This is a genomic window from Photobacterium arenosum (genome assembly GCF_014841115.1).
Taxonomy (GTDB): domain Bacteria; phylum Pseudomonadota; class Gammaproteobacteria; order Enterobacterales; family Vibrionaceae; genus Photobacterium; species Photobacterium arenosum.
Map to the genome: position 1 here is coordinate 463,462 of NZ_JACYTP010000001.1, position 23,859 is coordinate 487,320.

Here is a 23,859-nt window from a genome sequence, read left to right on the forward strand (position 1 = left end):
AATGATAAAAAAGAAAAAAGCGGCAGCCTGAATGGCATACCGCTTTAGCTTGGAGAAAACACTTTAACTGAAGCTTAGCGCTGGAACGGGTAAACCGATCCCAAAGCCAGAATCTGGGTCAGTTCATCCAGTGCAGCACGGGATTCATCCAGTAACTGAGGATCAGCCAGATCAGCTTCAACCATCTGATCACGATAATGCTTGTCAACCCACTGATTCAGTCGGCCGTATAAACCATCATTCATCAGGGTTGAAGGATTCACTGCACGTACTTCCTGATCATTAAGCACAACACGTAAACGCAAGCACGCAGGGCCACCGCCGTTAGCCATACTTTGTTTCAGGTCATACACTTTTACCTGATCAATACCGCGTTGGTCTGCCATCAACTGCTCGACATAACGCCAGACATTATCGTTCTTGCGACATTCTTCCGGCAGAACCAACAGAGTTTCACCGTTAGGTGTTTCGATCAGCTGAGAGTTAAACAGGTAACTGGTTACAGCATCATCAACAGACACAGCGCTGGTAGGGACTTCAATAATGTTGAAGCCTTCGCCCATTTTCTCTTTCAGAGAGCGGTAAGTGCCCTGCTGATCTAAAAATGCCTGCTGGTGGCAGAACAGGATATTCTTGTTACCCACTGCGATCACGTCGTTGTGGAATACACCCTGGTCGATCACATCCGGGTTTTGCTGCGCTATCACCACTTTAGCCGGATCCAGCTGATGCAAACGGGCAACCGCTTCGCACGCTTCAAACGTATGGCGGGCCGGGAACACTTTTGGTGCCGGGTGGCGGGTATCGAAAGCGTGACGGCCAAAGACGAAAAACTCAACGCCGTGCTCACCGTATTCATTGCAGAAACGGGTATGGTTCGCCGCACCTTCATCACCAAAGTGTTCTACCGCTGGCAGTGCCGAGTGGTGAGAGAAGTATTCAGGATCGGCAAAGGTGCTGCGCAAAATGCGGCCTGTTACTTCATGCTCAATGGAGCGGTGAAACTTATTGGTCAGGTTTGCCGGTGTGAAATGGATCTTGCCGTCGGCGGTATCTGCCGATGGCGACACAGTGGCTGCATTTGCGGTCCACATACTGGACGCCGAACAACACGCAGCCAGCACTTTAGGCGCTTGTTTCGCAGCCTGTTCAATAATTGACTTGTCGCTGCCTGTGAAACCCAGGCGGCGCAGAGTGTGGACGTCTGGACGCTCTTGCGGTGCCAGCACACCCTGCAACATACCCATGTCGGCCAGGGCCTTCATTTTGTCCAGGCCTTGCTTGGCAGCTTGTTTCGGATTAGATGGCGCCGCCTGATTTTTGGCAGACGCAACATTACCATACGACAGACCACTGTAGTTGTGCGTAGGCCCTACCAATCCGTCAAAATTCGCTTCACGTGCTTTCATAGACTTTCCATCTCAGTTTATCTCGGGCTAAAGATAACAAAGCTTTTACATTAGCAACAAGATCCAGATAAATGTCTAACCAAATGTTATAAATTAGATATTATCACCAATTTGCAGCATGGCTATTCATCGCTCTGGCGTCGTTTGGTGCTGTGAAAGCCCCGGTAAACAGACGCAGCGTTTACAGCCGGTGTGTCTGTACTTTGCAGGTACTTTTCAGATGACAATGAAATGGGATCAGGTAAAACAGGGCGTGCAATCACTTACCCGGCTCAACTTCCCCCTCTGTGAGCAGCCCCCCTTAAGCGACAACCGTTTTCACGTGATCCATGTACAAAACTGGCGCAAATCCATACGGTCAGCCGTTCATTGCTTTAAAAGCATAGACTGTCTGTGGCTGGACAGCATTCAGCCACAAGCCATCTTGCTGGGGCAGGAAAAAAACAGCTTCAGGCCACTGCATATCGAATACATAATTACGCACTTTCCACTGGTGAAAAGTGCGATATTTTTCTTATTCTTTCTTTTGATTTTGTGTGGCTGATCAGGTTTATCAGCCCGGCCAGCCATGCAGATTGATACCACTAAGCAACAAATGCCATGTGATAGCGGATTATCAGTGTGCTAAAGACTTGGAAAATACATTGATGATGAGTGTGCCGGCCATGATAAATGCAATGCCGAGCAAGGCGTACAGATCCAGTTTTTGTCCGTACCACAACCAGCTGATCAGGGCGACCAGAACAATTCCGGCACCACACCAAATGGCATAGGCCACACCAATGGGAACAACTTTTACCGTCACTGAAAGCAAAAAGAATGCAGCACCATACCCGGTTAATACCACTACGGTGGGCACAAGTTGAGTAAATTGCTGCGTTTTAGGCAGCATAGAGGTTGCGATCACCTCACAGACAATCGCCATAAATAATGCCAGCATAGGTGGCAACGCAGAAATCATATGTAGCATGATCAACTCACTTTAATAAAAATCAGCCCATTCTACACACGAATTACCTGCGTTCCATGACATTACAAAAAAATGTTTTGCCTGGCCATCACTGGTACCAGAGCGATAGCACAAGTGTCGTTAACTTTCCCATTCAACCACATGGCCATCGTCATATACACCATCACTGTAAGCCGGGGTGTAATTGATGAAAATGTTGTTCTGCGCAATCGGCAGGGTACGTGACAGACTGCTGGCTATCAGCTCCAGCATGGCTGCAATTTGCGCTTCGGTATTGAAATTGGGGGCAACCATATCCACAAGAACAGGATGCGAATTTGATGGTTGCTGATTCGCCAGTTGCCCGCCATGTACGAAATGGCCCGCAGGTATGTACTCCCACACAATCATAATGTGCTGCTGGGGAATCTGGGTGGCGTCGGCAATGGCCTGGGATAAAATACCCAAGGCAACGTTTACTTCAACATCGCCCGCAAAGGGTAATGATTTTATACGAATAAGCGGCATACATCCCCCGGTATCTCATTAGCCAGTCTGCTACCAACCAGCCGTGAAGGTTCAAAAAAAGCCAAATATACAGCCGGTTAGATGACACGCATATTCGGTATTTTCATTTTAAGCCTAGTGAGATCACTGCAGTAAAAGAGAATCACAAATGAGACGGGAAGATAAAAAAGTACCAAAAGGCTCAAGGAGCGGCGCCCTCAGCGATCTGGTTTCTTCTTCTGCTGATGAAGCTGTTCGTCCAGCGAGCACGGGTTCACCAGTCTCTCTTCACAGGTATATGGTTCAATATGAATCACCACATCAATGACATTGTCCATCTTGGTGATAACGCTCTGCTTGAACCGCTCGCTTATCGCATGGGCATTCTCAATCGACATCTCTGGATCCACCAGAATATGGCAATCCAGTAACAAGCTCCCCCCCGTCTGGCGGCTGCGGATCGCGTGGATTTCACGAATATCTTTGTCTTCTTCAGCCATGTGTACCAAGCGTTTTTCCACTTCTTCACTGCCTCGGGCATCGGTCAGTTCATTAAAAGCCGGCCAGATGATCTCGAATGCCGCTTTCAGAATCATCCCCGTCACCAGCAATGCCGCAATTTGGTCCAGATATTTCAGAGAAGGGAAAATGGCATTGGTAATCACAGCGACAGCAACAGGTACAGAGCTGAGCGCATCACTGCGATGATGCCAGGCATTTGCCCTTAAAACCGCACTATGGATGTGCTTCGCTTCACGCATTGTCCAGCGGTACAGGAGTTCTTTCATCACAATCGCAGCAACAGCAGCATAAAATGCCAGCATTCCTGGCGCTGGTGGAGGTGTGTCGCTGAGCGTTTCAATTGAGTCCCAACCAATACCAATTCCAACCAGTGCCAGCATTAGCCCGATAAAAACATTAGCCAGGGTTTCAAATTTACCATGGCCGTAGGGATGACCGCTGTCTGCTGGTGCCATCCAATATCGGGAGCCCAGCAAAATGACAGCATCTGTTAGTAAATCAGAAAAGCTGTGTACCCCATCCGCTACAAGTGCCTGGCTGCCCGCAAACTTACCTATGCCAATCTTTAATACCGCCAGAAAAACATTCAGAATCGCGCCCACCAGGGTCACGGTCCGAATGGTTTTTCCCTTATCATGATGCTGATCTGAAGGCTCTGGCATACTCATTCCTGCTGCTGACTCCGCACAACCACTTTATTGTCTGTCCTGTCTTTTCATTGACATCGAGAATAAGAAGACGCATTGGATGCTTGTTTTACTGGGTGTTGCTGTTGGCTGCTGCTCCCTGGCTCATGACGGCGCGCTCGTAACAATAGCAGTCAACCAGATGATCATTCACCATACCTACCGCTTGCATGAAAGCATAACAAATGGTCTCACCGACAAACTTAAAGCCTCGCTTTTTGAGAAACTTGCTCATGGCTTTTGATTGCTCACTACTCGCAGGCACCTGATCAATACTCTCCCAGCGATTATTGATCGGCACGCCATCCACAAACTGCCACAATGCAGCCGACAAACTGCCAAACTCTTTTTGTAACGCCAGCGCGGCGTTAGCATTGGTAAAGACAGAATTGACCTTGCCCCTGTGCTTAATAATGTCAAACCCGGTAAGAATTGCTTCTGCTTCTTCATCGCCCCATTCTGCTAACTGCTTAATGTCAAAATCGGCAAAAGCCTGCCGGTATGCCTCTCGCCGTTTTAGTATGGTATACCAGCTTAAACCAGCCTGAGCACCTTCCAACGTAATGAATTCAAACAAGATTTTGTCATCCGTTACAACCAGCCCCCACTCTGTATCATGGTATTCCCGCTCAAGAGGCTGATGCATGGCCCATGCGCATACTTTCGATTCCTCGATCATTAAATATACCCCTTGGCAATAAAAATGAACATGTGATTAAAACAACAACTGAGAAGATAACCGTTATACATCCAAGCACCGAATTCTTTATTCGTTATTATGATTGTATTAAAAAATCAATAAAAGCGATATTTCTTAGCAAGATACGTTTAAAGAACACTCAATAAGAAACACTGTACATATCACTTTCTATACCGATGACAAAATAGGGCAACAAAATTTCACAAAAATATCGCTTAAGTCACAATATCAAATAAATCCCATCAAAGAATTTGAATTTCATTGTGGGTATTTCATAATAGTCGCGTCAATATTCAGATATTGACTCGACAATAAGGACTGGAAATGAAACACATCGTTGATTTCATCGAGCAACTTGAAAGAGACGAACACTCTTTCACCATTTGGGTGTATGCCCGAAATGGAAAATTTAGTCCATTTGCCGAAAAAGGAAAAACATCCACAACAAGAGCGCTTCAGAAAGCAATTGATCAGAATTTACAAGTCGTTGTAGAGCTGCATACACCAGCTGAACACAGCAGTTACTTAATTCTGACTGAAGTACACATTGTTGTGCCGGTGCTGTTCCACCAAGGACAAGTCCATTCAATGGGTAAATCCTTAGCGGCATAAACGCACCAGAATTGTGGAAAAACAAAAAGAAGAACTTGGGCTAGGTTTATTTCTTATCCACATTATTCCCGATGCGTTCTAAAACAGACCGAAAGGTCTGTTTTTTTGCCCCATATCTAACCAAACGGTAAGATATATATTTCACTCAAACAAAAAACTTAGGTAATAAATTTATTACTAACGGTACGTAACGGCAACAATGTATATAAACCATTACTTTACTCTCCTGTGACAGGAAACAATCCGAGAGATGTCCCTGTTTCCGTCACATAAAGTTAATATGTATTTTCCTTTGCCGCTTTAGGTTCACCTGCCAATATGTGGCTACTTTCCATGAGCCGTCGCTGGCCATCATCACACGCCGTTTTACCGTCATCCCAACCTTCGTTATAGCGGGTATCAGAATTATTCAGAGCAATATCTTTCATATATTCAGTATCAACCACACCTTTCAGACTTAATGCACTTTCACAGCCTTGGTTAAACCCAAAGTGATAAATGCTGTCATAAGGTTCTTCATTAACATAAGCCTTAGGGAAAAGTGTGTACTCACCTACACCATATTCTGAATCCATGCTGGTACAACCCGCCAGTACCCATGTCCCAAACAATACTAGAGATAATTTTTTCATGGCCTTTCTCCTTTTCGTTCAGCCACAAGTGACCCAATCAGGTCGTCTGAATAAATTTTAGCCTATTTCAGAAACTTACCTAAAATGTGTTCAGTATTTCTCAACAGCCAGAGACAGAAAAGGCCACATCAAGTGGCCTGTCATCATGAAGGTGAGGAATCTTACTCAGCCGTCAGAACTGCGTTCAGCCTTTCGAATCCTTTTTCCAGATCCCGAATAAGATCATCGCAATCTTCTAATCCGATATGAAGACGTAAAATCGGACCTGCAAAAGCTTTTTTCTTCGCGGTACGCAGTTTATTAACATCTTCACTGGCCAGGATCAGACTTTCGAAGCCACCCCAGGAATAGCCCATACTGAAATGTTCCATGCCATCCAGCAATGCTGTCAGTGCTTCGGTATTGCCCCGGTTAAGCACGACAGAAAATAATCCGTTACACCCTTTAAAGTCCCGAAGATAAAATTCATGCCCTTCACAACTCGGCAGTGCCGGATGGCGTACATGATCAACTTCTGGTCGTTCAGCCAGCCAACGGGCCACTTTCAGGCTGCTCTCCTGATGCTGACGCAGACGCACGCCCAAAGTACGCAGTCCCCGCATCGCCAGATACACGTCATCGGGAGAGGTACACTGTCCCATCAGATAGCTGTGTTCACGTAACTGATCCCAGCAACGTTCATTGGCCGTTGCTGTACCTAACATCACATCTGAGTGCCCGACGATATACTTAGTCGCAGCCTGAATGGAGATATCAACACCATGTTCAAACGGCTGAAAATTGATAGGCGAAGCCCAGGTATTATCCAGCATGACAACAATATCGTGCTCATGGGCGATACGCGCAAGTGTAGGGACATCCTGCACTTCCATGGTGATGGAACAAGGCGACTCTAAAAACAACACTGTAGTATTCGGGCGGATTAAGTCCCGGATTCCTTCGCCAATTACAGGGTCATAATAGGTGGTTTCGACGCCCATTTTCGCAAGCACTTTGTCGCAAAAATCCCGCGTTGGCTCATAAGCGCCATCGACCATCAGAACATGATCGCCCGTTTTTACAAATGACAGAATGGCATTAGAAATTGCAGCTGTACCACAAGGATATAACGCACAACCCACACCGCCTTCCAGCTCAACCATGGCATCCTGAAAAGCAAAATGCGTATTGGTGCCGCGGCGGCCATAAAAAAGCGCTTTATTCGCCCTGTTGGCGGTGGCGTGCTTCATCTCTGCGACGGAATCAAACACTATGGTGGAAGCGCGGCTAACCGGGGGGTTCACTAATTGCTGAGTCCACTTTTTCGAGCGGCCGGCGGTGATGATTTTAGTATCTAATGCTTTCTTTTCTGCCATGCTGTTCCCAATGCCTGTCATTCATCCATTTAACCGATAAAGCCATTGCAATCGCAATGGCTTCTTACATCACATGACGTTATCACACTTGCCTTGTGTTTGGGTACAGCGCAGTGACTGTGTCAGTTATCTTATTGCCGCATAAGATATATCATTCGCGATTGGCGCTGGCGCAGTCTGCGGGCGCGGCTGAGGTTTAGGTTGAGGCATCACCACAGCCTCTGGATCCACCATCTCAAGATGTGCACGATAATTCAGGCATTCGCGCATCACTTCTTGTTCATCAGCCACTTTCGCTGTCAGTACTGTCAACAACACGGCTTTATAGGCAAAGTGTCGATGTAACTCTATGGCCAGATTGGCAGAACAGGGTTTGTCGCCTAACGGACGCAGAACCTGCAACGCCTGCCGCTTCGGGTAAAGCTGAAAAACATTGTGATTGATGCCATTTGCTTCCCTGATCTGGTTTCTGATCTCGCATCGCGACACCGGACTGTAATACCCGTAGTCTTCTTCACCGGCCACACGCTTAAGATAGGCGTAATGCAGATGGGTCATGGTGCCATGCAAGGCGGGCAGGCTGAGAAAGATAATGTCTTCATAGTCTTCACCCAGGGTTTGAAAAATCCCCCGTGTTTGCGGCACAAAGCCATGGTTGAGCAAACAGGTGATAGACTTCAGGCCTGCCATATATTGCGTCAGCACCGCCAGCATAGCCGTATAAAGTTCAGGTGGTTCAGTGATATTTTCGCGGATATTTTCGTGAAGTGTCTGAAGTTTGTACTCCAGAAACTGTACAATCTGATGGTTCAGCTTCATCTCTGCGTCATACATAGCGCCGCCCCCATTTCTGTTATTGTCCGGATCATACCGACCCGTGATACGCCACATTGCTTTACCGGTATTCCTCTTCCTGTCAAATCGCAAAACCAGGACAAGAATGTGATCTTTATCATGCAAATAAAGTGCCGGGTAACGGTTACGGGGAAGCGAGCCTGTTTCAGGTGTGAGCTGTAAATTTTTGTGACTTGCGTCGCATTTTGCAAGGCGAAATGCAAAACACGGTCCAGGCAGGAGCATCAGAGGTACAGCAAGACTTTCTATTCGCGCAGTGTGGATCAAGATGCCTGCTGAATCGGTACACAGACAACTTCGGACAAAAATTCAGCACACCAAAATGTCAATAAACCTGACACAGCAAAACCGTACAACCTGTAGCATAAAACAAAAAAAGCGCCGGCAATCCGGCGCTTAGCGCTTATTCATTACTCACTGACGTGTTTTGCGAATCAATAAGGTGTTTAATTTTCAAACAGACGATCTGTTTTCGCGGCACAGATAAAGTCGTTTTTATGCAGCCCTTTAATTGAGTGACTCCACCAGTTTACCGTCACTTTACCCCACTCAAGTGTAATGGTTGGGTGATGGAATTCTTCTTCAGCCATCTCTGCCACCTGATTGGCAAACGCCCAGGCCAGCTTAAAATTCTTAAACTTATACGCCCTTTCCAGTTGTTTGATACCCTCAACATTGAGCACCTCCCACTCTGGAATCGCTTTCGTCAGCTCAACCATTTCATGGTCTGTCACCATAGGGGCGTCAATTTGACAGGCTTCACACTTCAATTCAGTTAAATCAGACATATTCCCCAACTTGCTCCTTGTTCTTCGGCGGGTACAAAGGTGCATGCAAACCCAAAGACTGGGCCTGATGAACCATACTCATGATGTCTTGATGTGCCAGCTCAAACAGTTGCTGTATACCATCAATCTCAAAATAAATCGGTTGCATGATGTCAATACGATACGGTGTGCGTAACACATCAACAGGATCAAACACTTTGTAAATCGGCTTATCGCTGGTCATCGCATATTCGGTTTCGCCCGGTGAAGACAGAATACCGCCACCGTAAATCCGGCGCTCACCGTGCTGGCGCATCAGACCAAATTCGACCGTAAACCAGTACAAACGCGCAAGATAGACCCGCTCTTCCTTGGAAGCAGCAAAGCCTAAACGACCATAGGTATGAGTAAATTCTGCAAAGGCCGGATTAGTCAACATGGCGCAGTGACCGAACACTTCATGGAAAAAGTCAGGTTCCTGCAGGTAATCAAATTCTTCACGACTACGCAGGAATGTGGCCACTGGAAACTGTTTATTTGCCAGCAGCTTGAAGAAGCGGTCAAAATTAATCAGCGCCGGCACTTCAACACACTGCCAGCCTGTGCTTTTCATCAGCACCTTATTCACTTCCGCCAGTTGCGGTACACGATCAGCAGGCAGATTCAGCAGTTCCAGCCCTTGAATATATTCGTCACAGGCCCGGCCTTTTATACAGCTAAGCTGTCTTGTCACCAAATCGTGCCAGATTTGGTGCTCATCGTCAGACCAGTGAATGAAGCCGTTTTCATCCGGCTGTTTCGATACATACTTTGTCGCTTTGCCCATAAAACAACCTTCTATGTCTCTCTGCCTTGCCTTGGCAATCATCAGCTCAACGGTCTGTTTCTCCGGCTCAACCATTGGCGAGCTGCGAATAAACAACAGATAAGTCTGGAGCTGTCCCTTCTCGTTTAAGGGTAGGCGTTTTAGGGATCGCAATGGAACCACCTGAGTGGAATCGCACAACCCATACAGTGTAACAATAATTTTACATACCCCTGATTGCTCAGCTCCTGTCAGGCCAGATTGAAAAAACGAAGCAGAGCACCGACTTAGACCATCAATAAGAACATACAGTTATGTAAAAAAAACCGCACACTTTGCAAAAGTGAATATTGCTTGAGGGGTTGCTTGTTAAGTCGCTCTCAACCAGAGTTAAAGCAGAAGGTTAACACTATGTTAAGCCAGATATGCCGATACTCGGCCATCAGAGTTTTCAGGGCGTCTGGCACACAAGGATAGGGACAGTGGGTTTGTCGCTGCAGACAAACGCAGGCTGTCATCGTCAATGAGGACCCAAAGATGCGTCACTGGTTTCAATTTCCGATTATAGAAGGTAAAGCCTCACGTCAGGCCCACTGCGACTTGCCGGAAGGTACGTATGAACGTGAATGCGGTAAAGAAGGCTTCTTTGGCCCTGCAAGCCACATGTATCACAGCAATCCGCCTACAGGCTGGGTAGAGTGGGACGGCCCCTTGCGCCCCCGCGCCATAGACACGACCCGCCTTGAGCAGCCGGGTGAATCGCCCTGGGATGCCTCTTTGGTACTGTTCAACAACCAGTTGAAACTCAGAGTCTGGAATACCACCCAAAGCATGAACCATCTGGTCCGTAATGGTGATGGCGATGAAGTGCTTTTCATTCATCAGGGCAGCGGCCAACTGTATTGTGATTATGGCCACCTGACCTTCACAGAAGGTGACTATATCACCATTCCCCGCGCCACCAGCTGGCGCATAGAGGTCGACGAACCTGTCTCGATGCTGTTGATTGAAGCGACCAACGGCGGATACCAGATGCCGGATCGCGGTCTGGCAGGCCAGCATGCCGTGTATGACCCGGCGGTACTGGAATACGCACGCATTGATGACGCCTTTCTCGCACAGCAAAATAATGATCAGCGCTGGCAGGTCAGGCTCAAAGCCCGCGATCAGATGAATACCATCACCTACCCGTACAACCCTCTTGATGCGCAAGGCTGGAAAGGGAATCTGACCGTCTTCAAACTGAACTGGCGTGATATTCGCCCGCTGATGAGCCATCGCTATCACCTGCCGCCGTCAGCACATACCACATTCGTCGCGAATGGTTTCGTCATCTGTACTTTCGTGCCTCGTCCGATCGAGTCTGATCCGGGCGCATTGAAAGTACCTTTCTATCATAACAATGACGACTACGATGAAGTGCTGTTCTACCACAAGGGTAACTTTTTCAGCCGCGACAACATTGAAGCCGGCATGATCACCCACCACCCCTGCGGCTTCTCGCACGGCCCGCACCCGAAGGCTCTGGCGGCCAGCCAGTCGCAGCCGAAAAAAGAAACCGATGAAGTGGCGGTGATGATCGACACCCGATATCCGCTGGAAGTCGCGGATCTGCCGGAAGGCGTTGAAAACAAAGATTATGTCTATTCCTGGATCAACCGTAAGTGATCAACAGGCGAAAAAACAAGCATTAGATTTACATTGTAAAGTAAGGAGTAAAACGTGAAATTAGCTTCTTTAAACCAAGGCCGTGACGGACAACTGATTATCGTTTCACGTGATCTCACTCAAGCCGTACATGCACACGACATCGCGCCGACGCTGCAATTTGCTCTGGATAACTGGGATCAGGTCGAAGCGGATCTGCAACATCTGTATCGCAATTTGAATGACGGCATTGCCAATGATGTCTTCCCGTTTAACCCGGCACATTGTGCCTCTCCGCTGCCACGGGCTTTTCAATGGGCGGACGGCAGTGCCTATGTCAACCATGTGGAATTAGTCCGCAAGGCACGCGGCGCAGAAATGCCGGAAAGCTTCTGGACCGATCCCCTGATGTATCAGGGCATGTCAGATGGTTTTCTTGGCCCGCGTCAGGACATTGAAATGGCCGATGAAAGCTGGGGAATCGATTTTGAAGGTGAGATTGCGGTTATCACCAATGATGTACCAATGGGAACACGCACTGAAGAAGTACACGGCCACATCAAATTGCTGATGCTGGTCAATGATGTGTCGCTGCGCAATCTGATCCCCGCGGAGCTGAGCAAAGGCTTTGGTTTCTTTCAGTCCAAACCGGCTTCGGCCTTCTCTCCTGTGGCTGTCACACCGGATGAACTGGGCGAAAGCTGGCATGACTACAAAGTGCATCAGCGTCTGAGCGTACACCTGAATGATGAGCTGTTCGGTGAACCCAATGCTGGTGTGGACATGACCTTCAACTTCGCAGAGCTGGTGCAACACGTGGCGAAATCCCGTCATATCTGCGCGGGCACCATTATCGGTTCCGGGACTGTTTCTAACGTTGATCGCTCCAGCGGATCCTGCTGTCTGGCCGAACGCCGTATGCTGGAAATTATCGATCAGGGACAAGCCGTTACGCCTTTCATGAAGTTTGGCGACAAAGTCAAAATTGAAATGTTTGACGACAACGGTGACTCCATCTTTGGCGCGATTGAACAGACAGTGGTGAAATACCAGCATCAGTACGATCCTGCCGATCTGAACCACCACCAGCCAGTTTAACCAGGAGGCCGGATGACGCTTTATGACTATTTCCGCTCATCCGCCGCCTACCGGGTGCGTATTGCGCTCAACCTGAAAGGGTTGAGCTATACCAGCCACCCGGTGTCTCTGGTGGATAAAGCGCAACAATCACCGGCTTATCAGGCCATCAATCCGTCTCAGCTGGTGCCGACACTGGATACGGAGACTGGCCAGCTCAGCCAATCACTGGCCATTATAGAATGGCTGGAAGACACCCATCCTGAGCCTGCTCTTCTGCCCCGCGATCCGTGGCAAAAAGCACAATGCCGCGAACTGGCACTGAGTATCGCGTGTGATATTCACCCGGTTAACAACTTGCGCATCCTCAACTATTTAACGCAGGACTTGGGTGTGAGCCAGGAAGATAAGCTAACCTGGTATCACCATTGGCTGCACCAGGGCTTGTCTGCGCTGGAAGCCAGAGTAGCGGCAAGACAAACTCACCAGCCCAGTACCTTCTGTTGTGGCGACACGCCCTCGCTGGCCGATATTTGTCTGGTGCCTCAGCTTTATAATGCGCGCCGGTTCGAGCTTGACTTGTCCCCCTACCCGACGCTGGTCAGAATCGATGCTGCCTGCCAAAAACTGGCTCCTTTTGAGCAGGCTCACCCGGATAATACGCCACAATAAAAGCATCAAGGCGGCATGCAGGACGCCAGGTCTGCGATAAAGACGTAAGCCATCACGATAAGGACGATAACGATGAGCATGCAAGACCATCATCTGGAAGAAGATCAAGCGCCAATTCTCTGGCAGCCGACCAAAGACAGTATTCATGACAGCTTGCTGTACCAGTTCATGGTGAATCTGAGCGAGCAGGAAGACACCCTTTTTCACGACTATCAGCAGCTTCACCATTGGTCTGTCACGCACAGTGAACAGTTCTGGGATCGTCTGTGGGACTTCTGCGGCGTCATTGGTGACAAAGGCAGCAGAGTGACAGACTGCCCCCCAGGCAGCACAGAGCCGGCTAAAGACACCCTCTGGTTCCCGGATGCCCGCCTGAATTTTGCTGAAAACCTGCTGGCCTACGCCAAACAGGCACCGGAAACAGCGGCTATTGTGTTTCATTGTGAAGGACAGGCAGAACAACGCCAGCAGCTAAGCTGGCAGAACTTGTACGATCAGGTCTCCCAACTCAGCCAGTATCTGCGCCAGCAAGGCATCTCACAAGGTGATGTCGTGGCCGGTTATCTGCCTAACCTGCCACAAACGCTGATAGCCATGCTCGCCACCAGCGCAATTGGGGCGATCTGGACTTCTACCTCGCCGGACTTTGGGGTAGATAGCGTGGTTGAGCGCTTCGGCCAGACATGCCCGAAACTCTTGTTCGCGGCCGATGGCTATTTTTACAATGGTAAAAGTCACAGCTGCATCGACAAAGTCAATGCCATGCTGACAGAACTGCACAGCGTAGAGAAAGTGGTGCTGATTCCATTTACTGACATGCCGCCGCCTGCTGCAGAGCCGTTAACTGAACGCTATCAATACTGGGATGACGTGCTAGCCACGTGTCAGCCAGCGGCAATCCTGTATGAACAGGTTGAGTTTAATCATCCGCTTTACATACTCTATTCTTCCGGCACCACGGGAAAGCCCAAGTGTATTGTTCACAGTGTCGGTGGCATTTTGCTGAATCATCTGAAAGAACACATGCTGCACAGCAATGTCAATAAAGGGGATCGCCTGTTCTATTTCACCACCTGTGGCTGGATGATGTGGAACTGGATGGCCAGCGGGCTGGCGGCTGGTGCGACCCTGGTGCTCTACGAAGGTTCTCCTTTCTATCCGGACGGTAATGTGCTGTGGGATATGGCCGATCAGGAAGGCGTTACCCTGTTTGGCACTTCAGCCAAATATCTCGAAGCACTTGAGAAAAAAGGCTACCAGCCTAACCAGACCCATCGGCTGTCTGGCCTGCGAACCCTATGCTCTACCGGCTCTGTGTTAGCGCCGGAACAGTTCGACTATGTGTATCGTGCTGTCAAATCTGACTTGCAGTTAGCCTCTATTGCCGGTGGTACTGACATTTGTGGCTGCTTTGCGATTGGTAACCCTCTCAGCCCTGTGTACCGCGGAGAATGCCAGGGTCGTGCATTAGGCATGGATGTACAGGTTTATGATGACAACGGAAAGCCGGTGATTGACGCTCAGGGCGAACTGGTGTGCTGTAACAGCTTTCCGCATCAGCCTGTCGGATTCTGGAACGACGAAGCGGGTAAACGCTACCACAGTGCGTACTGGGAGGTTTATGCCAACACCTGGCACCACGGTGATTTTGTTCAGCTGACCCGTCACGGCGGCTTAGTCTTCTTTGGCCGGTCCGATGCGGTGCTCAATCCGGGCGGTGTGCGCATCGGGACAGCGGAAATCTACCGTCAGGTCAATCCGATGGACGAGATTACCGACTCCATTGTGATCGGACAAAACTGGCAGAATGACGTCCGTGTAGTGCTCTTTGTTCAGCTTGCCGAAGGACAACAGCTCGACGACACGCTGCAGGCCCGGATTCGTCAGCGCATCAAAGAGCATTGCTCGCCACGTCATGTCCCGGCGGTGATTCTGGCTGTCACCGACATTCCGCGCACTAAATCAGGCAAGCTGGTTGAACTGGCGGTGCGTAATGTGGTGCATCAGCAGCCGGTGAAAAACGTCGGCGCGCTGGCCAACCCGGAGGCGCTGGAACAGTACAAAAATCGTCCAGAGCTGATGCTGTGATCACCCCTGAACATCACTCTGGAAACAAAAAACACGCCTGTAAACCGGGCGTGTTTTTTTATCATCAACCAGTGAACCTGGTTTACTAAAGTAGCAACGCATCATCAATGGGAACGAATGTACTGGCTTCGTTAATCAAAGAGGCTGCCGTCAAGTCAGGCACACCAAACAGCTCAACCTGCTTACCTTTATCAACTCGCAGTTTATTCAGCAACAGATCAAAATCGCCATCACCGGATACCAGCACCACCACATCGGCCATGCCCGTGAGCTCCAGTGCATCAATGGTGATGCCAACGTCCCAATCACCTTTTGCCGAGCCGTCAGAGCGCTGAATAAAAGGCTTCAGTTTAACCTCAAAACCAATGGCCCGCAGGATGTTCTGAAACTCTTGCTGCTTACGATCACCACGGTCAATGGCATACGCGAACGCGGCAACCACTTCCCGGTCTTTGGTCACTTTGGCCCAGAAGGCGTTGTAGTCAAAGTTTCGCTGATAACTCTGCCGGGATGTGTAATATACGTTTTGCACATCCACAAATATGGCCACTTTTTCCATTCAGTTACGTCCTGATTAATGAAAGTTCGCTGCCTGAATCAGCAGCGTTTGGGCAATACTACCTTGTAAGGAAGTCAAGGCATAGCAAACCGCCTGATCAGGGTACGCTGAAAACGTACCCAGCAGTGGCTCGCGCTGTCATCAGGCCTTAGTTGCGGCCGGTCAGCAGATAACGGGCATGAAAGCGCAGATGATCTTCAATGAAGCTGGCAATGAAGTAGTAACTGTGGTCATAACCGGGCTGCATGCGCAGTTCCAGCGCGGAATCATGCAATGCGGCGGCGGCTTGTAACGCCTCAGGGTGCAGCTGCTCTGCCAGGAAGTTGTCTGCATCGCCCTGATCAACCAGCATAGGCAGCGAAGCCTGTCCCTGACGTAACAGCTCACAGGCATCATACTGACGCCAGTCTTCTTTATTGTTGCCCAGATACGCCTGAAAGGCTTTTTGCCCCCAGGGGCACACCATAGGATGGCTGATTGGACTGAACGCCGATATCGAACAGTACTTATCGGCATTTTTCAGCCCTATAGTCAGGGCGCCATGCCCCCCCATACTGTGACCCGATATCGACTTCAGGCTAGATACGGGAAAATGGGCCTCAATGAGCTCAGGCAACTCCTCCACTATGTAATCGTACATCCGGTAATGCTTGTCCCATGGCGCCTGAGTCGCATTCAGATAAAAACCCGCGCCTTTACCCAAATCATAGTTATCATCATCCGCCACATCGTCACCGCGCGGGCTGGTGTCCGGTGCAATCAGGGCAATGCCTAATGCTTCCGCTACACGGAACGCTCCTGCTTTGTGCATAAAGTTTTCATCGCTGCAGGTCAGGCCGGATAACCAGTACAGTGCCGGCACCTTATTGGATGCACTGGCCGACGATGGCAGGTACACAGCAAAACGCATCTGGCAATTCAGCGACGATGATCTGTGAGTATATTGCTTATGCCAACCGCCAAACACTTTGTTCTGACTGAGATTGTCGAGGCTCATAGGTGAATCTCTCCGTATTGGTATCACCGCACCTTGCCGTGCGGTGTGATCGTTAACTTAGAGTAGCAACAGCAATTATTTATCCATATGGACGACACTGCGAATACTCTTGCCTTCATGCATCAGGTCAAACGCCTCATTGATTTCATCCAGTCCCATGGTATGGGTGATGAACTCCTGCAGGCCAAATTCACCCGCCAGATACTGTTCAACAATGCCCGGCAATTGCGAGCGACCTTTCACACCACCAAAGGCAGAACCGCGCCAGACCCGGCCAGTCACCAGCTGGAACGGACGGGTAGAGATTTCCTGTCCGGCACCAGCCACACCAATGATCACCGATTCGCCCCAGCCCTTGTGGCAGCATTCCAGCGCCTGACGCATCACATTCACGTTACCGATACACTCGAACGAGAAATCCACGCCGCCGTCTGTCATTTCAACAATCACTTCCTGAATCGGTTTGTCAAAATGCTGCGGGTTGATCACATCCGTCGCACCCAGTTGCTGTGCCAGCCCGAACTTACTTTCATTGATATCAATGCCGATAATACGGCTGGCGCCGGCCATGCGCGCACCGATAATGGCCGATAAGCCAATGCCACCCAGACCGAAAATTGCAACCGTATCGCCTGCTTTGACTTTCGCCGTATTGAGCACAGCGCCCATACCTGTGGTCACACCACAGCCCAGCAGGCACACTTCTTCCAGCGGTGCCGCTTTGTTCACTTTCGCCAGAGAAATCTCGGGCAGCACAGTGTATTCCGAGAACGTGGAGCAACCCATATAGTGATAAACCGGCTCCCCATTGATAGAGAAACGCGTGGTGCCGTCCGGCATCAGACCTTTGCCCTGGGTTTCACGCACGGCCTGACACAGGTTGGTTTTGCCCGAGGTACAAAATTTACACTCACCGCACTCAGCAGTGTACAGCGGGATCACATGATCACCCACGGCGACGCTGGTCACGCCTTCACCCACCATTTCAACAATACCACCGCCTTCGTGGCCCAGAATCGCCGGGAAAATCCCTTCCGGATCATCACCTGATAACGTAAAGGCATCCGTGTGGCAAACACCTGTCGCCACAATGCGAACCAGCACTTCACCGGCTTTCGGTAACTGGACGTCGACTTCTTCCATTTTCAGCGGTTCACCCGCAGCCCAGGCGACAGCCGCTTTTGATTTGATTGAGGTTTGACCGGGTTTCAGTTCCAGCGTCATGAAATCTTCCTTATTGTTGAATGAGATACACAGCTTTCATTCAGTATATCTCTGAACATCCCAGAAATAATTACCGATTCTGGCAAATCATTTTTACGGTTGTGTAATAATCAACACTTTGGAATCAAGCACGGAATACACCATGGCAAACTGGGAAGGCGTCAGTGAATTCGTCGCCGTGGCAGAATCGAGCAGTTTCACACTGGCCGCCAGAGAACTGTCCACCTCGGTGGCTCAGGTCAGCCGCCGCGTCGCGGCGTTGGAAGATCGGCTCGCCGTCAAACTGCTCAACCGCACCACACGTAAAGTGACGCTGACGGAAGCCGGAATGCTGTATTTTCAGCAATGCAAACATTTGGTGGACGGACTGGAACAGGCAGAGCTGGCTGTCACGCAGATGCAAACCACTCCAAAAGGCTTGGTGCGCGTAACCGCCCCCGTCACCTACGGCGAGCTACACCTCGCGCCCCTGATCAATCAGTTTTTAGAACAATACCCGCAGGTCGACGTCGAGTTGGTGCTTACCAACCAGAAACTCGATCTCATTGAATCCGGCGTTGATCTGGCCATACGCTTAGGGCGGCTGGAAGATTCCACGCTGCTGGCCCGCAGGCTGTCGACCCGGCAATCTTACGTCTGTGCCAGCCGCGATTACCTCGACAGGCACGGCGAACCCCATACTCTGTCGGAGCTGAGTAAACACCAGTGTTTAGTTGGCTCAGTGGATGTCTGGCGCTTCAAAGACAAACAACAATCCAGAGCACTGCGTATTTCAGGCCGGCTCAAGTGCAACAGCGGCTTTGCCCTGCGTGATGCCGCGAAACGGGGGCTGGGCTTAATCCAGTTGCCCGATTATTACATCCAGCAGGATCTGGAATCCGGCGAGCTGATTGAAGTGCTGGCCCAGTACCGCGATGACAAAGAAGGCATCTGGGCATTGTTTCCGTCCAGCGTCCGGCTGTCACCGAAAGTAAGGCTGTTGGTGGATTTTCTGGTGAAGGGCTTGAGTAAAGGCTCATCACCCGATAGCCTTTCACAACACTGAAGTCGGATTGCACTGCGCCTGACAACAGTATCATTGAACTGCATCGGTCAGGTTGGGAATGTCTGGCAGCTTGTCATGAAAAGCTCCCTTAGCCGCCATAAAGCCAAAGGTATAAGGGGCAACTTTCAGACCTTCCCGGGCCCTGACATCCTGACTTTCGCGCAGCTTATTGAACATCCAATCGTCTAACTTATGCATGACTTCCAAAAACTCATCGTGCGTCAGCTCTGCTTTTAACGTCATCAGAAAGGCCTGATTGTCTTCAGCAGGGAGATCAATCACCCGCGCCTGAAGGCGGTTCAGCACCGTTCGGGTGAAATAGATAGGAAACCGGGCCCCTTTTTCAAAAGACGTGTGGCTCGGGACTAATAACTGACAGGTTCGGTTCGCTTTGATCTCAATCAGCTGAATGGATTCCAGTTTTCTCAGATACAGATGAATTGAGGGCTCATTCAGGCCATAGCGTTCAGCAATCTCACTCACTGTCCGGTGTTCAGTTAACTCAGACCAGAAAGTAAATAACGCCGGACATTCATAAAAGGCCTGATCCTGCGCAGGCGTGAAAACGGGAATGGTGTAGATATTTTTTTCTGCTTCTTCAAGCAACTTCGACAATGGGAAGTTCAGCAAACGACTGATACGAATCAGCCGCTGCATCGACAGGGGCTGCGCGTGATTCAGCAGTCGCTTCACACTCACTTCAGAAATTTCCAATGCATCTGCTAAGTGCTGATAGGATATTTTCCTTTTCCTGAGCTCCTTTTTCAGCAAAGCGCACACTTCTTGCGACAACCTGTCATCCATTTGGTGTTCTCCGAATCACATCCCGACACTCAAAGCATCATAATACGACCCTTCATGAGATTACATTGAAACAATGAATCAATATGAGATTCTTTGCGAACATTCAGCATCACAGAGAACATCAGCATGAGCAAAAAAGGACTGACACGCCGATTCGGGATTCAACAATGCCTCCACTGGACGATTGTGGGCATCATGATTCCGGTACTGATACTGATTTTCCAGTCGAGAGGACTCAGCCTGATGGATATCGGGATCGTCATGGCGGTCTGGATTGGCAGCACCGCCCTGCTTGAAATCCCTCTGGGCGGCGTCGCAGATACCTACGGGCGCAGGAAGACTTACCTTATCTCGCTGCTGGTCAACATTCTGGGCTGCATCGTGCTGTACTTTGCAGACGGCCTGCCCTTCATTCTGATTGCAGCCATGCTGCTGGGAACAGCAAAAGCCGTCTATTCCGGTACGCTTGACGCTTGGTTTTACGACAGCTTCCGGCGCCAACCCGGCCAGCAATCTTTTCATTCCGCGATTGCAACCATTCATGTGTTCGTCACGCTCGGACTGGCGGCTGGCTCCCTGATCGGTGGCTGGCTGCCCGACTTTGCATCTCGCTCATTCCCGCCGCCATCAAGGTTCTCAGGGTTAAATATGTATGATCTGAATATCGTATTGGTTGCCATCGCCAGTCTGGTTCTGATAGTGATCACGCTGGCACTGATTCTTGAAGAGGATCAACCTGTGCCTTCACCCGCAGATCAGCATCAAACCGATGCTTTCCAGACAAGTTTGCAAGCCATCAAAACCGCTTTCCGCCATGCGGTGCTTCGCCGGCTGATGCAGACCACGCTGGTGTTTGGCATGGTCTTGAGCGGGATTGAAAACTACTGGCAACCTTATCTGTCAGAACTCATCCATGGCACAGATTATGGGGTCACCTTTTTCGGATGCCTCTCTGCCCTTTACTTTCTGATGTCTGCCGGTTCGTCAATTTTGTCTGTCCGATTACTCAAAATTCTGAAAGGATCACACAAAACCCTGATGTTCTCGACCCGTGTCGCCGCGGGCATCGCGTTCATTGCCCTGGCCAATACCTCGCAGCCCATTAGCTTTGCTTTGTGTTACCTGGTGTTCTTCTTCCTCTTCACTGCTGGTAATAATTCTGAGCGCGTCTTGCTACATGAACAGACAGAAACGCGTGTCCGATCAACCATGTTGTCCATCAGCTCTTTTATGATCACTTGTGGCGGCGTGCTCGCATCGCTGTTTTTCGGAATGATTTCAGAGCATTACGGCATTTCTGCCAGTTGGACCCTTGGTGGTCTGCTGCTTGTCGCGTCTTCTGCGCTGTTTCTCTTCATGCCAGAGAAACTGGCGACTGAAGTGGCATAGGGACAGCGAGTACATGTCTAAACATTGTGCGGGTATGTCGCGCTTGAGTTCAGTGGCAAATTCAGCATTTTTCGAATGCTCGCCGGATACGTTTTGCTGGCACAATGTATGGTCCGCCCCGTTTTTGTTCTTTGGCGTGATCCGGGTCGGTTGTCGGCACTTCCGGCGCCGACAACCTGAAAATTCGTTCTGAATTTTCCCCTCGAATTTTAAACATTTGGGGTTCTGGTTCATTATTGGACAGACACGATTTGAAACTCTTGTGTCAAATCTTTCAGATAAAATTAAAAAATTGAAGCTTTGAACGTTTGTTAGCAGTTTTCTATCATAGTGGCATAGGGTGCAGTTCAGCGTGATCTGTAGTAATTTTTATCCCTTTATCGACTTTGATGATCACACCATCACCTACTACTAATGTCGTCTCATCTAGTTCTACCTTCACACTACCCGTTACAACCGAAGCTGTGTCTGTCCCCCAAAGTTCATCAGATTCGACTTCAAAAGTGATCCCTTCCGGCACAAATATTTCTACATTACCGCTATATAGTTGATAGTTATTTTCATCAGAGCTTTCTATATGATCAGCACTAATTTCTATATCAAAAGCCATTGTAGGCTGCACAATAAACAATATACCACTGACAAAAATGACAATAATTAAAGACCACATTGCAGCCAGTTTCGTTTTGATATTTATCTCGAATGAATTTCTCTTGGTCTCTTCGTGTACAAGTAGTTCATTGGCGTCTAATTCAAAACAAGCCGCTAATGCCTTCACTGTTTCAGGTGAACCTGTACCTTCTTTCTCAACTCGTTGAATTGTTCTTAAACTTAAAGCACTTACATCAGCTAAATGTTGTTGACTCCATGCCCTTGATTTACGTTCATTTAATATTTTTTTAGTATTAACCTTCATCACACATCCATCCAACATCTCATTTTGAGGCCACAGCGTATAATAACTCAAAATTTCATATACGACAGTTTAATGCCAATAATACGTCAAGGGTGTGACAAGCTGCTAACGCCGCACTCAGCCGCAGCTTGCTTTACGCACTGGACAATGCCTGCTTGATACACCGAACCCTGGATTGTGTGAGGATTGGGCCTCAAATTCATGCTTCAAATGCCTCTCTAAATAACCAAGGAGATTCGAATTGCAATCTTTTCACGCAGGTAATGTGGTTTTATTGTAAGTCTGAGAAATACCATTATTGGTTGTTTCGAAGTTTTTTTGTGCAGCGATTATAGACCCACTGAGGAATTACGATAAATAACATCGCATCCCTCGAATGTAGAAATCAAAATAAATCACCGCCCCTTTCTCAAAGAAACCATAACCTGAGCCAGCCCGACCAAAATAGCCGAAATCAGAAACGTAACCCCAAAAGCAGTGGCAGGTTGATTCTGAGTTGCCGGAAAAAAAGTTGATGTAAAAAGGTAGAGCCATCCCATGACCGAAGCCCCAGCCATCAGGCCGAGATTCCGGGAAAAATGAAGCAATGCTGACGTCACTCCTTTTTGCCCTTCCTTAACTTCTGTCATTACAGCCGTATTATTGGCGGCCTGAAACATGGCATAGCCAGCGGTAACCAGAATTAAAGCAAATAGATAGACAGGGACAGAAGTCCAGAATGCGCTGGCGGAAATCAGGAGGCAGCCCAAAAGCATAATCCAGAGGCTGACACGAACCACAGTTCCTGACCCCAGATGATCCGTGAGCTTTCCAGCGGGAGCACCAGTAAGAGCAGAAACAATCGGTCCGACCGACAAAATAGCGCCAATTTGCGCTGGTGAAAGCTGCAGGCCATCAGTGAAGTAAAACGGGCTCACAACCATGGTTGACATAATGATGGCCGAAACGCAGACATTCGCAGTCAGGCTGCCTGCCAATGCCGGATTTTCAGAGAACTGAGCCAGAAAACGTCCTGACTTCACCAATTTGAAGGGCACAGGCGCATTGTCTGGTAACTGCCGGGCCAGTAACAACAAAGCAAAAATACAAAATGGCACGCTGACATAGAACAGCGCATGCCAGTCAAAATGCGAGATCAAATAGCCGCCCAAGACCGGCCCGAGTGCCGTCCCGATTGCAGAGGTTGTGCCTAAAATCCCCATCGCGGTCCCGGTTTTGGTTGCAGGAATAAAGTCACTAACAAAGGTCATCGCCAGGCTGATAAATATCGCGGCCCCAATCCCCTGGACCAAACGCGCCGCGATCAGCTGTGTCAGGCTTTCCGACACAATGCAGGCAATGAGACCGCAGAAAAAGAGGCCGATACCAAAAAGAAACAGTCGCTTCCGGCCAAAGCGATCACCCCATATGCCGGCAATTGGCATAAAGCATGTCATCGCCAGCAGATAAACCACAACCAGCCATTGCACCTCAGACATTGGCACTGAAAAACTGCTGGCCAGCCTGGGCAAAGCCACATTGACGATACTGATATTTAACGAAGAAAGTAGCACAGCAACGGCTAACCCCAGCAGTGAGAACCAGTTTGTCATCGACAGATTCTCTGCCTTTTCTGCCTGTGAAATTTCCGCTTTCATGAAGA

23 protein-coding genes are annotated in these 23,859 nt (G+C 49.2%); 7 read left to right on the forward strand and 16 right to left on the reverse strand.

Annotation, left to right across the window (positions count from 1 at the left end):
- Window positions 1-74: 74 nt before the first annotated feature.
- The 5 genes from astB to IFO68_RS02205 all read right to left on the reverse strand — a co-directional run bounded on the left by astB (window position 75) and on the right by IFO68_RS02205 (window position 4,752).
- The gene (gene astB / locus IFO68_RS02185; protein WP_192014229.1) at window positions 75-1,409 is read right to left on the reverse strand and encodes an N-succinylarginine dihydrolase; all 1,335 of its coding nucleotides are present in this window, start codon (window positions 1,407-1,409) and stop codon (window positions 75-77) included.
- Between the two features lie 616 nt (window positions 1,410-2,025).
- Window positions 2,026-2,370: a DMT family transporter gene (locus IFO68_RS02190; RefSeq protein WP_192014546.1), complete on the reverse strand. Its 345-nt coding sequence runs from the start codon at window positions 2,368-2,370 to the stop codon at window positions 2,026-2,028.
- A 129-nt stretch (window positions 2,371-2,499) separates the two neighbouring features.
- A complete protein-coding gene (locus tag IFO68_RS02195; protein WP_192014231.1) occupies window positions 2,500-2,886 on the reverse strand; it encodes a hypothetical protein in 387 nt (128 codons plus the stop codon).
- A 197-nt stretch (window positions 2,887-3,083) separates the two neighbouring features.
- A complete protein-coding gene (locus IFO68_RS02200; protein ID WP_192014233.1) occupies window positions 3,084-4,049 on the reverse strand; it encodes a cation diffusion facilitator family transporter in 966 nt (321 codons plus the stop codon).
- 94 nt (window positions 4,050-4,143) lie between these two features.
- Complete coding sequence (locus IFO68_RS02205) at window positions 4,144-4,752, reverse strand: DNA-3-methyladenine glycosylase I (protein ID WP_192014235.1); 609 nt, start codon at window positions 4,750-4,752, stop codon at window positions 4,144-4,146.
- Between the two features lie 345 nt (window positions 4,753-5,097).
- On the opposite strand from IFO68_RS02205, the gene IFO68_RS02210 reads away from it, so the two are divergent.
- Window positions 5,098-5,385, forward strand: a complete 288-nt coding sequence (locus IFO68_RS02210) for a hypothetical protein (RefSeq protein WP_192014237.1) — start codon at window positions 5,098-5,100, stop codon at window positions 5,383-5,385.
- Window positions 5,386-5,660: 275 nt separating this feature from the next.
- On the opposite strand, the gene IFO68_RS02215 is transcribed toward IFO68_RS02210, so the two are convergent.
- The 5 genes from IFO68_RS02215 to phhA form a co-directional block, all read right to left on the reverse strand.
- Window positions 5,661-6,017, reverse strand: a complete 357-nt coding sequence (locus IFO68_RS02215; protein ID WP_192014239.1) for a hypothetical protein — start codon at window positions 6,015-6,017, stop codon at window positions 5,661-5,663.
- Window positions 6,018-6,178: 161 nt separating this feature from the next.
- Window positions 6,179-7,372 carry a cystathionine beta-lyase gene (locus tag IFO68_RS02220; protein ID WP_192014241.1) on the reverse strand — a complete coding sequence of 398 codons (1,194 nt, stop codon included), beginning with the start codon at window positions 7,370-7,372 and terminating at the stop codon, window positions 6,179-6,181.
- A gap of 126 nt (window positions 7,373-7,498) precedes the next feature.
- Window positions 7,499-8,263 (reverse strand): hypothetical protein, encoded by a 765-nt coding sequence (locus IFO68_RS02225; protein WP_192014243.1) that lies wholly within the window; start codon window positions 8,261-8,263, stop codon window positions 7,499-7,501.
- A 410-nt stretch (window positions 8,264-8,673) separates the two neighbouring features.
- Window positions 8,674-9,015: a 4a-hydroxytetrahydrobiopterin dehydratase gene (locus tag IFO68_RS02230; protein ID WP_027254207.1), complete on the reverse strand. Its 342-nt coding sequence runs from the start codon at window positions 9,013-9,015 to the stop codon at window positions 8,674-8,676.
- On the reverse strand, window positions 9,008-9,820 hold the full coding sequence (gene phhA / locus IFO68_RS02235; protein WP_192014547.1) for a phenylalanine 4-monooxygenase: 813 nt from the start codon (window positions 9,818-9,820) through the stop codon (window positions 9,008-9,010). The genes IFO68_RS02230 and phhA overlap by 8 nt, the downstream gene beginning before the upstream one ends.
- 516 nt (window positions 9,821-10,336) lie before the next feature.
- Here phhA and IFO68_RS02240 point away from each other — a divergent pair.
- The 4 genes from IFO68_RS02240 (at window position 10,337) to IFO68_RS02255 (ending at window position 15,283) form a co-directional block, all read left to right on the forward strand.
- A complete protein-coding gene (locus tag IFO68_RS02240; protein WP_192014245.1) occupies window positions 10,337-11,467 on the forward strand; it encodes a homogentisate 1,2-dioxygenase in 1,131 nt (376 codons plus the stop codon).
- A gap of 54 nt (window positions 11,468-11,521) precedes the next feature.
- Window positions 11,522-12,544: a fumarylacetoacetate hydrolase family protein gene (locus IFO68_RS02245; RefSeq protein ID WP_192014247.1), complete on the forward strand. Its 1,023-nt coding sequence runs from the start codon at window positions 11,522-11,524 to the stop codon at window positions 12,542-12,544.
- A 12-nt stretch (window positions 12,545-12,556) separates the two neighbouring features.
- Window positions 12,557-13,195 carry a maleylacetoacetate isomerase gene (gene maiA / locus IFO68_RS02250; RefSeq protein ID WP_192014249.1) on the forward strand — a complete coding sequence of 213 codons (639 nt, stop codon included), beginning with the start codon at window positions 12,557-12,559 and terminating at the stop codon, window positions 13,193-13,195.
- A gap of 72 nt (window positions 13,196-13,267) precedes the next feature.
- A complete protein-coding gene (locus IFO68_RS02255; RefSeq protein WP_225445004.1) occupies window positions 13,268-15,283 on the forward strand; it encodes an acetoacetate--CoA ligase in 2,016 nt (671 codons plus the stop codon).
- An 85-nt stretch (window positions 15,284-15,368) separates the two neighbouring features.
- Here IFO68_RS02255 and IFO68_RS02260 read toward each other — a convergent pair whose 3' ends face one another.
- The 3 genes from IFO68_RS02260 to IFO68_RS02270 all read right to left on the reverse strand — a co-directional run bounded on the left by IFO68_RS02260 (window position 15,369) and on the right by IFO68_RS02270 (window position 18,063).
- A complete protein-coding gene (locus IFO68_RS02260; protein WP_192014251.1) occupies window positions 15,369-15,842 on the reverse strand; it encodes an NYN domain-containing protein in 474 nt (157 codons plus the stop codon).
- 148 nt (window positions 15,843-15,990) lie between these two features.
- On the reverse strand, window positions 15,991-16,839 hold the full coding sequence (gene fghA / locus IFO68_RS02265; RefSeq protein ID WP_192014253.1) for an S-formylglutathione hydrolase: 849 nt from the start codon (window positions 16,837-16,839) through the stop codon (window positions 15,991-15,993).
- A 75-nt stretch (window positions 16,840-16,914) separates the two neighbouring features.
- Window positions 16,915-18,063: an S-(hydroxymethyl)glutathione dehydrogenase/class III alcohol dehydrogenase gene (locus IFO68_RS02270; protein ID WP_192014255.1), complete on the reverse strand. Its 1,149-nt coding sequence runs from the start codon at window positions 18,061-18,063 to the stop codon at window positions 16,915-16,917.
- Between the two features lie 142 nt (window positions 18,064-18,205).
- On the opposite strand from IFO68_RS02270, the gene IFO68_RS02275 reads away from it, so the two are divergent.
- A complete protein-coding gene (locus tag IFO68_RS02275; protein WP_192014257.1) occupies window positions 18,206-19,108 on the forward strand; it encodes a LysR family transcriptional regulator in 903 nt (300 codons plus the stop codon).
- 30 nt (window positions 19,109-19,138) lie between these two features.
- Here IFO68_RS02275 and IFO68_RS02280 read toward each other — a convergent pair whose 3' ends face one another.
- The gene (locus IFO68_RS02280) at window positions 19,139-19,912 is read right to left on the reverse strand and encodes a helix-turn-helix domain-containing protein (protein ID WP_192014259.1); all 774 of its coding nucleotides are present in this window, start codon (window positions 19,910-19,912) and stop codon (window positions 19,139-19,141) included.
- Between the two features lie 126 nt (window positions 19,913-20,038).
- Here IFO68_RS02280 and IFO68_RS02285 point away from each other — a divergent pair, with 126 nt between their 5' ends.
- Window positions 20,039-21,301 carry an MFS transporter gene (locus tag IFO68_RS02285; protein ID WP_192014260.1) on the forward strand — a complete coding sequence of 421 codons (1,263 nt, stop codon included), beginning with the start codon at window positions 20,039-20,041 and terminating at the stop codon, window positions 21,299-21,301.
- A 325-nt stretch (window positions 21,302-21,626) separates the two neighbouring features.
- Here IFO68_RS02285 and IFO68_RS02290 read toward each other — a convergent pair whose 3' ends face one another.
- Both IFO68_RS02290 and IFO68_RS02295 read right to left on the reverse strand, forming a co-directional pair.
- On the reverse strand, window positions 21,627-22,217 hold the full coding sequence (locus IFO68_RS02290; RefSeq protein WP_192014262.1) for a helix-turn-helix domain-containing protein: 591 nt from the start codon (window positions 22,215-22,217) through the stop codon (window positions 21,627-21,629).
- Window positions 22,218-22,612: 395 nt separating this feature from the next.
- Window positions 22,613-23,854, reverse strand: coding sequence for an MFS transporter (locus IFO68_RS02295; RefSeq protein WP_192014264.1), 1,242 nt, complete (start codon window positions 23,852-23,854; stop codon window positions 22,613-22,615).
- Window positions 23,855-23,859 lie beyond the last annotated feature (5 nt).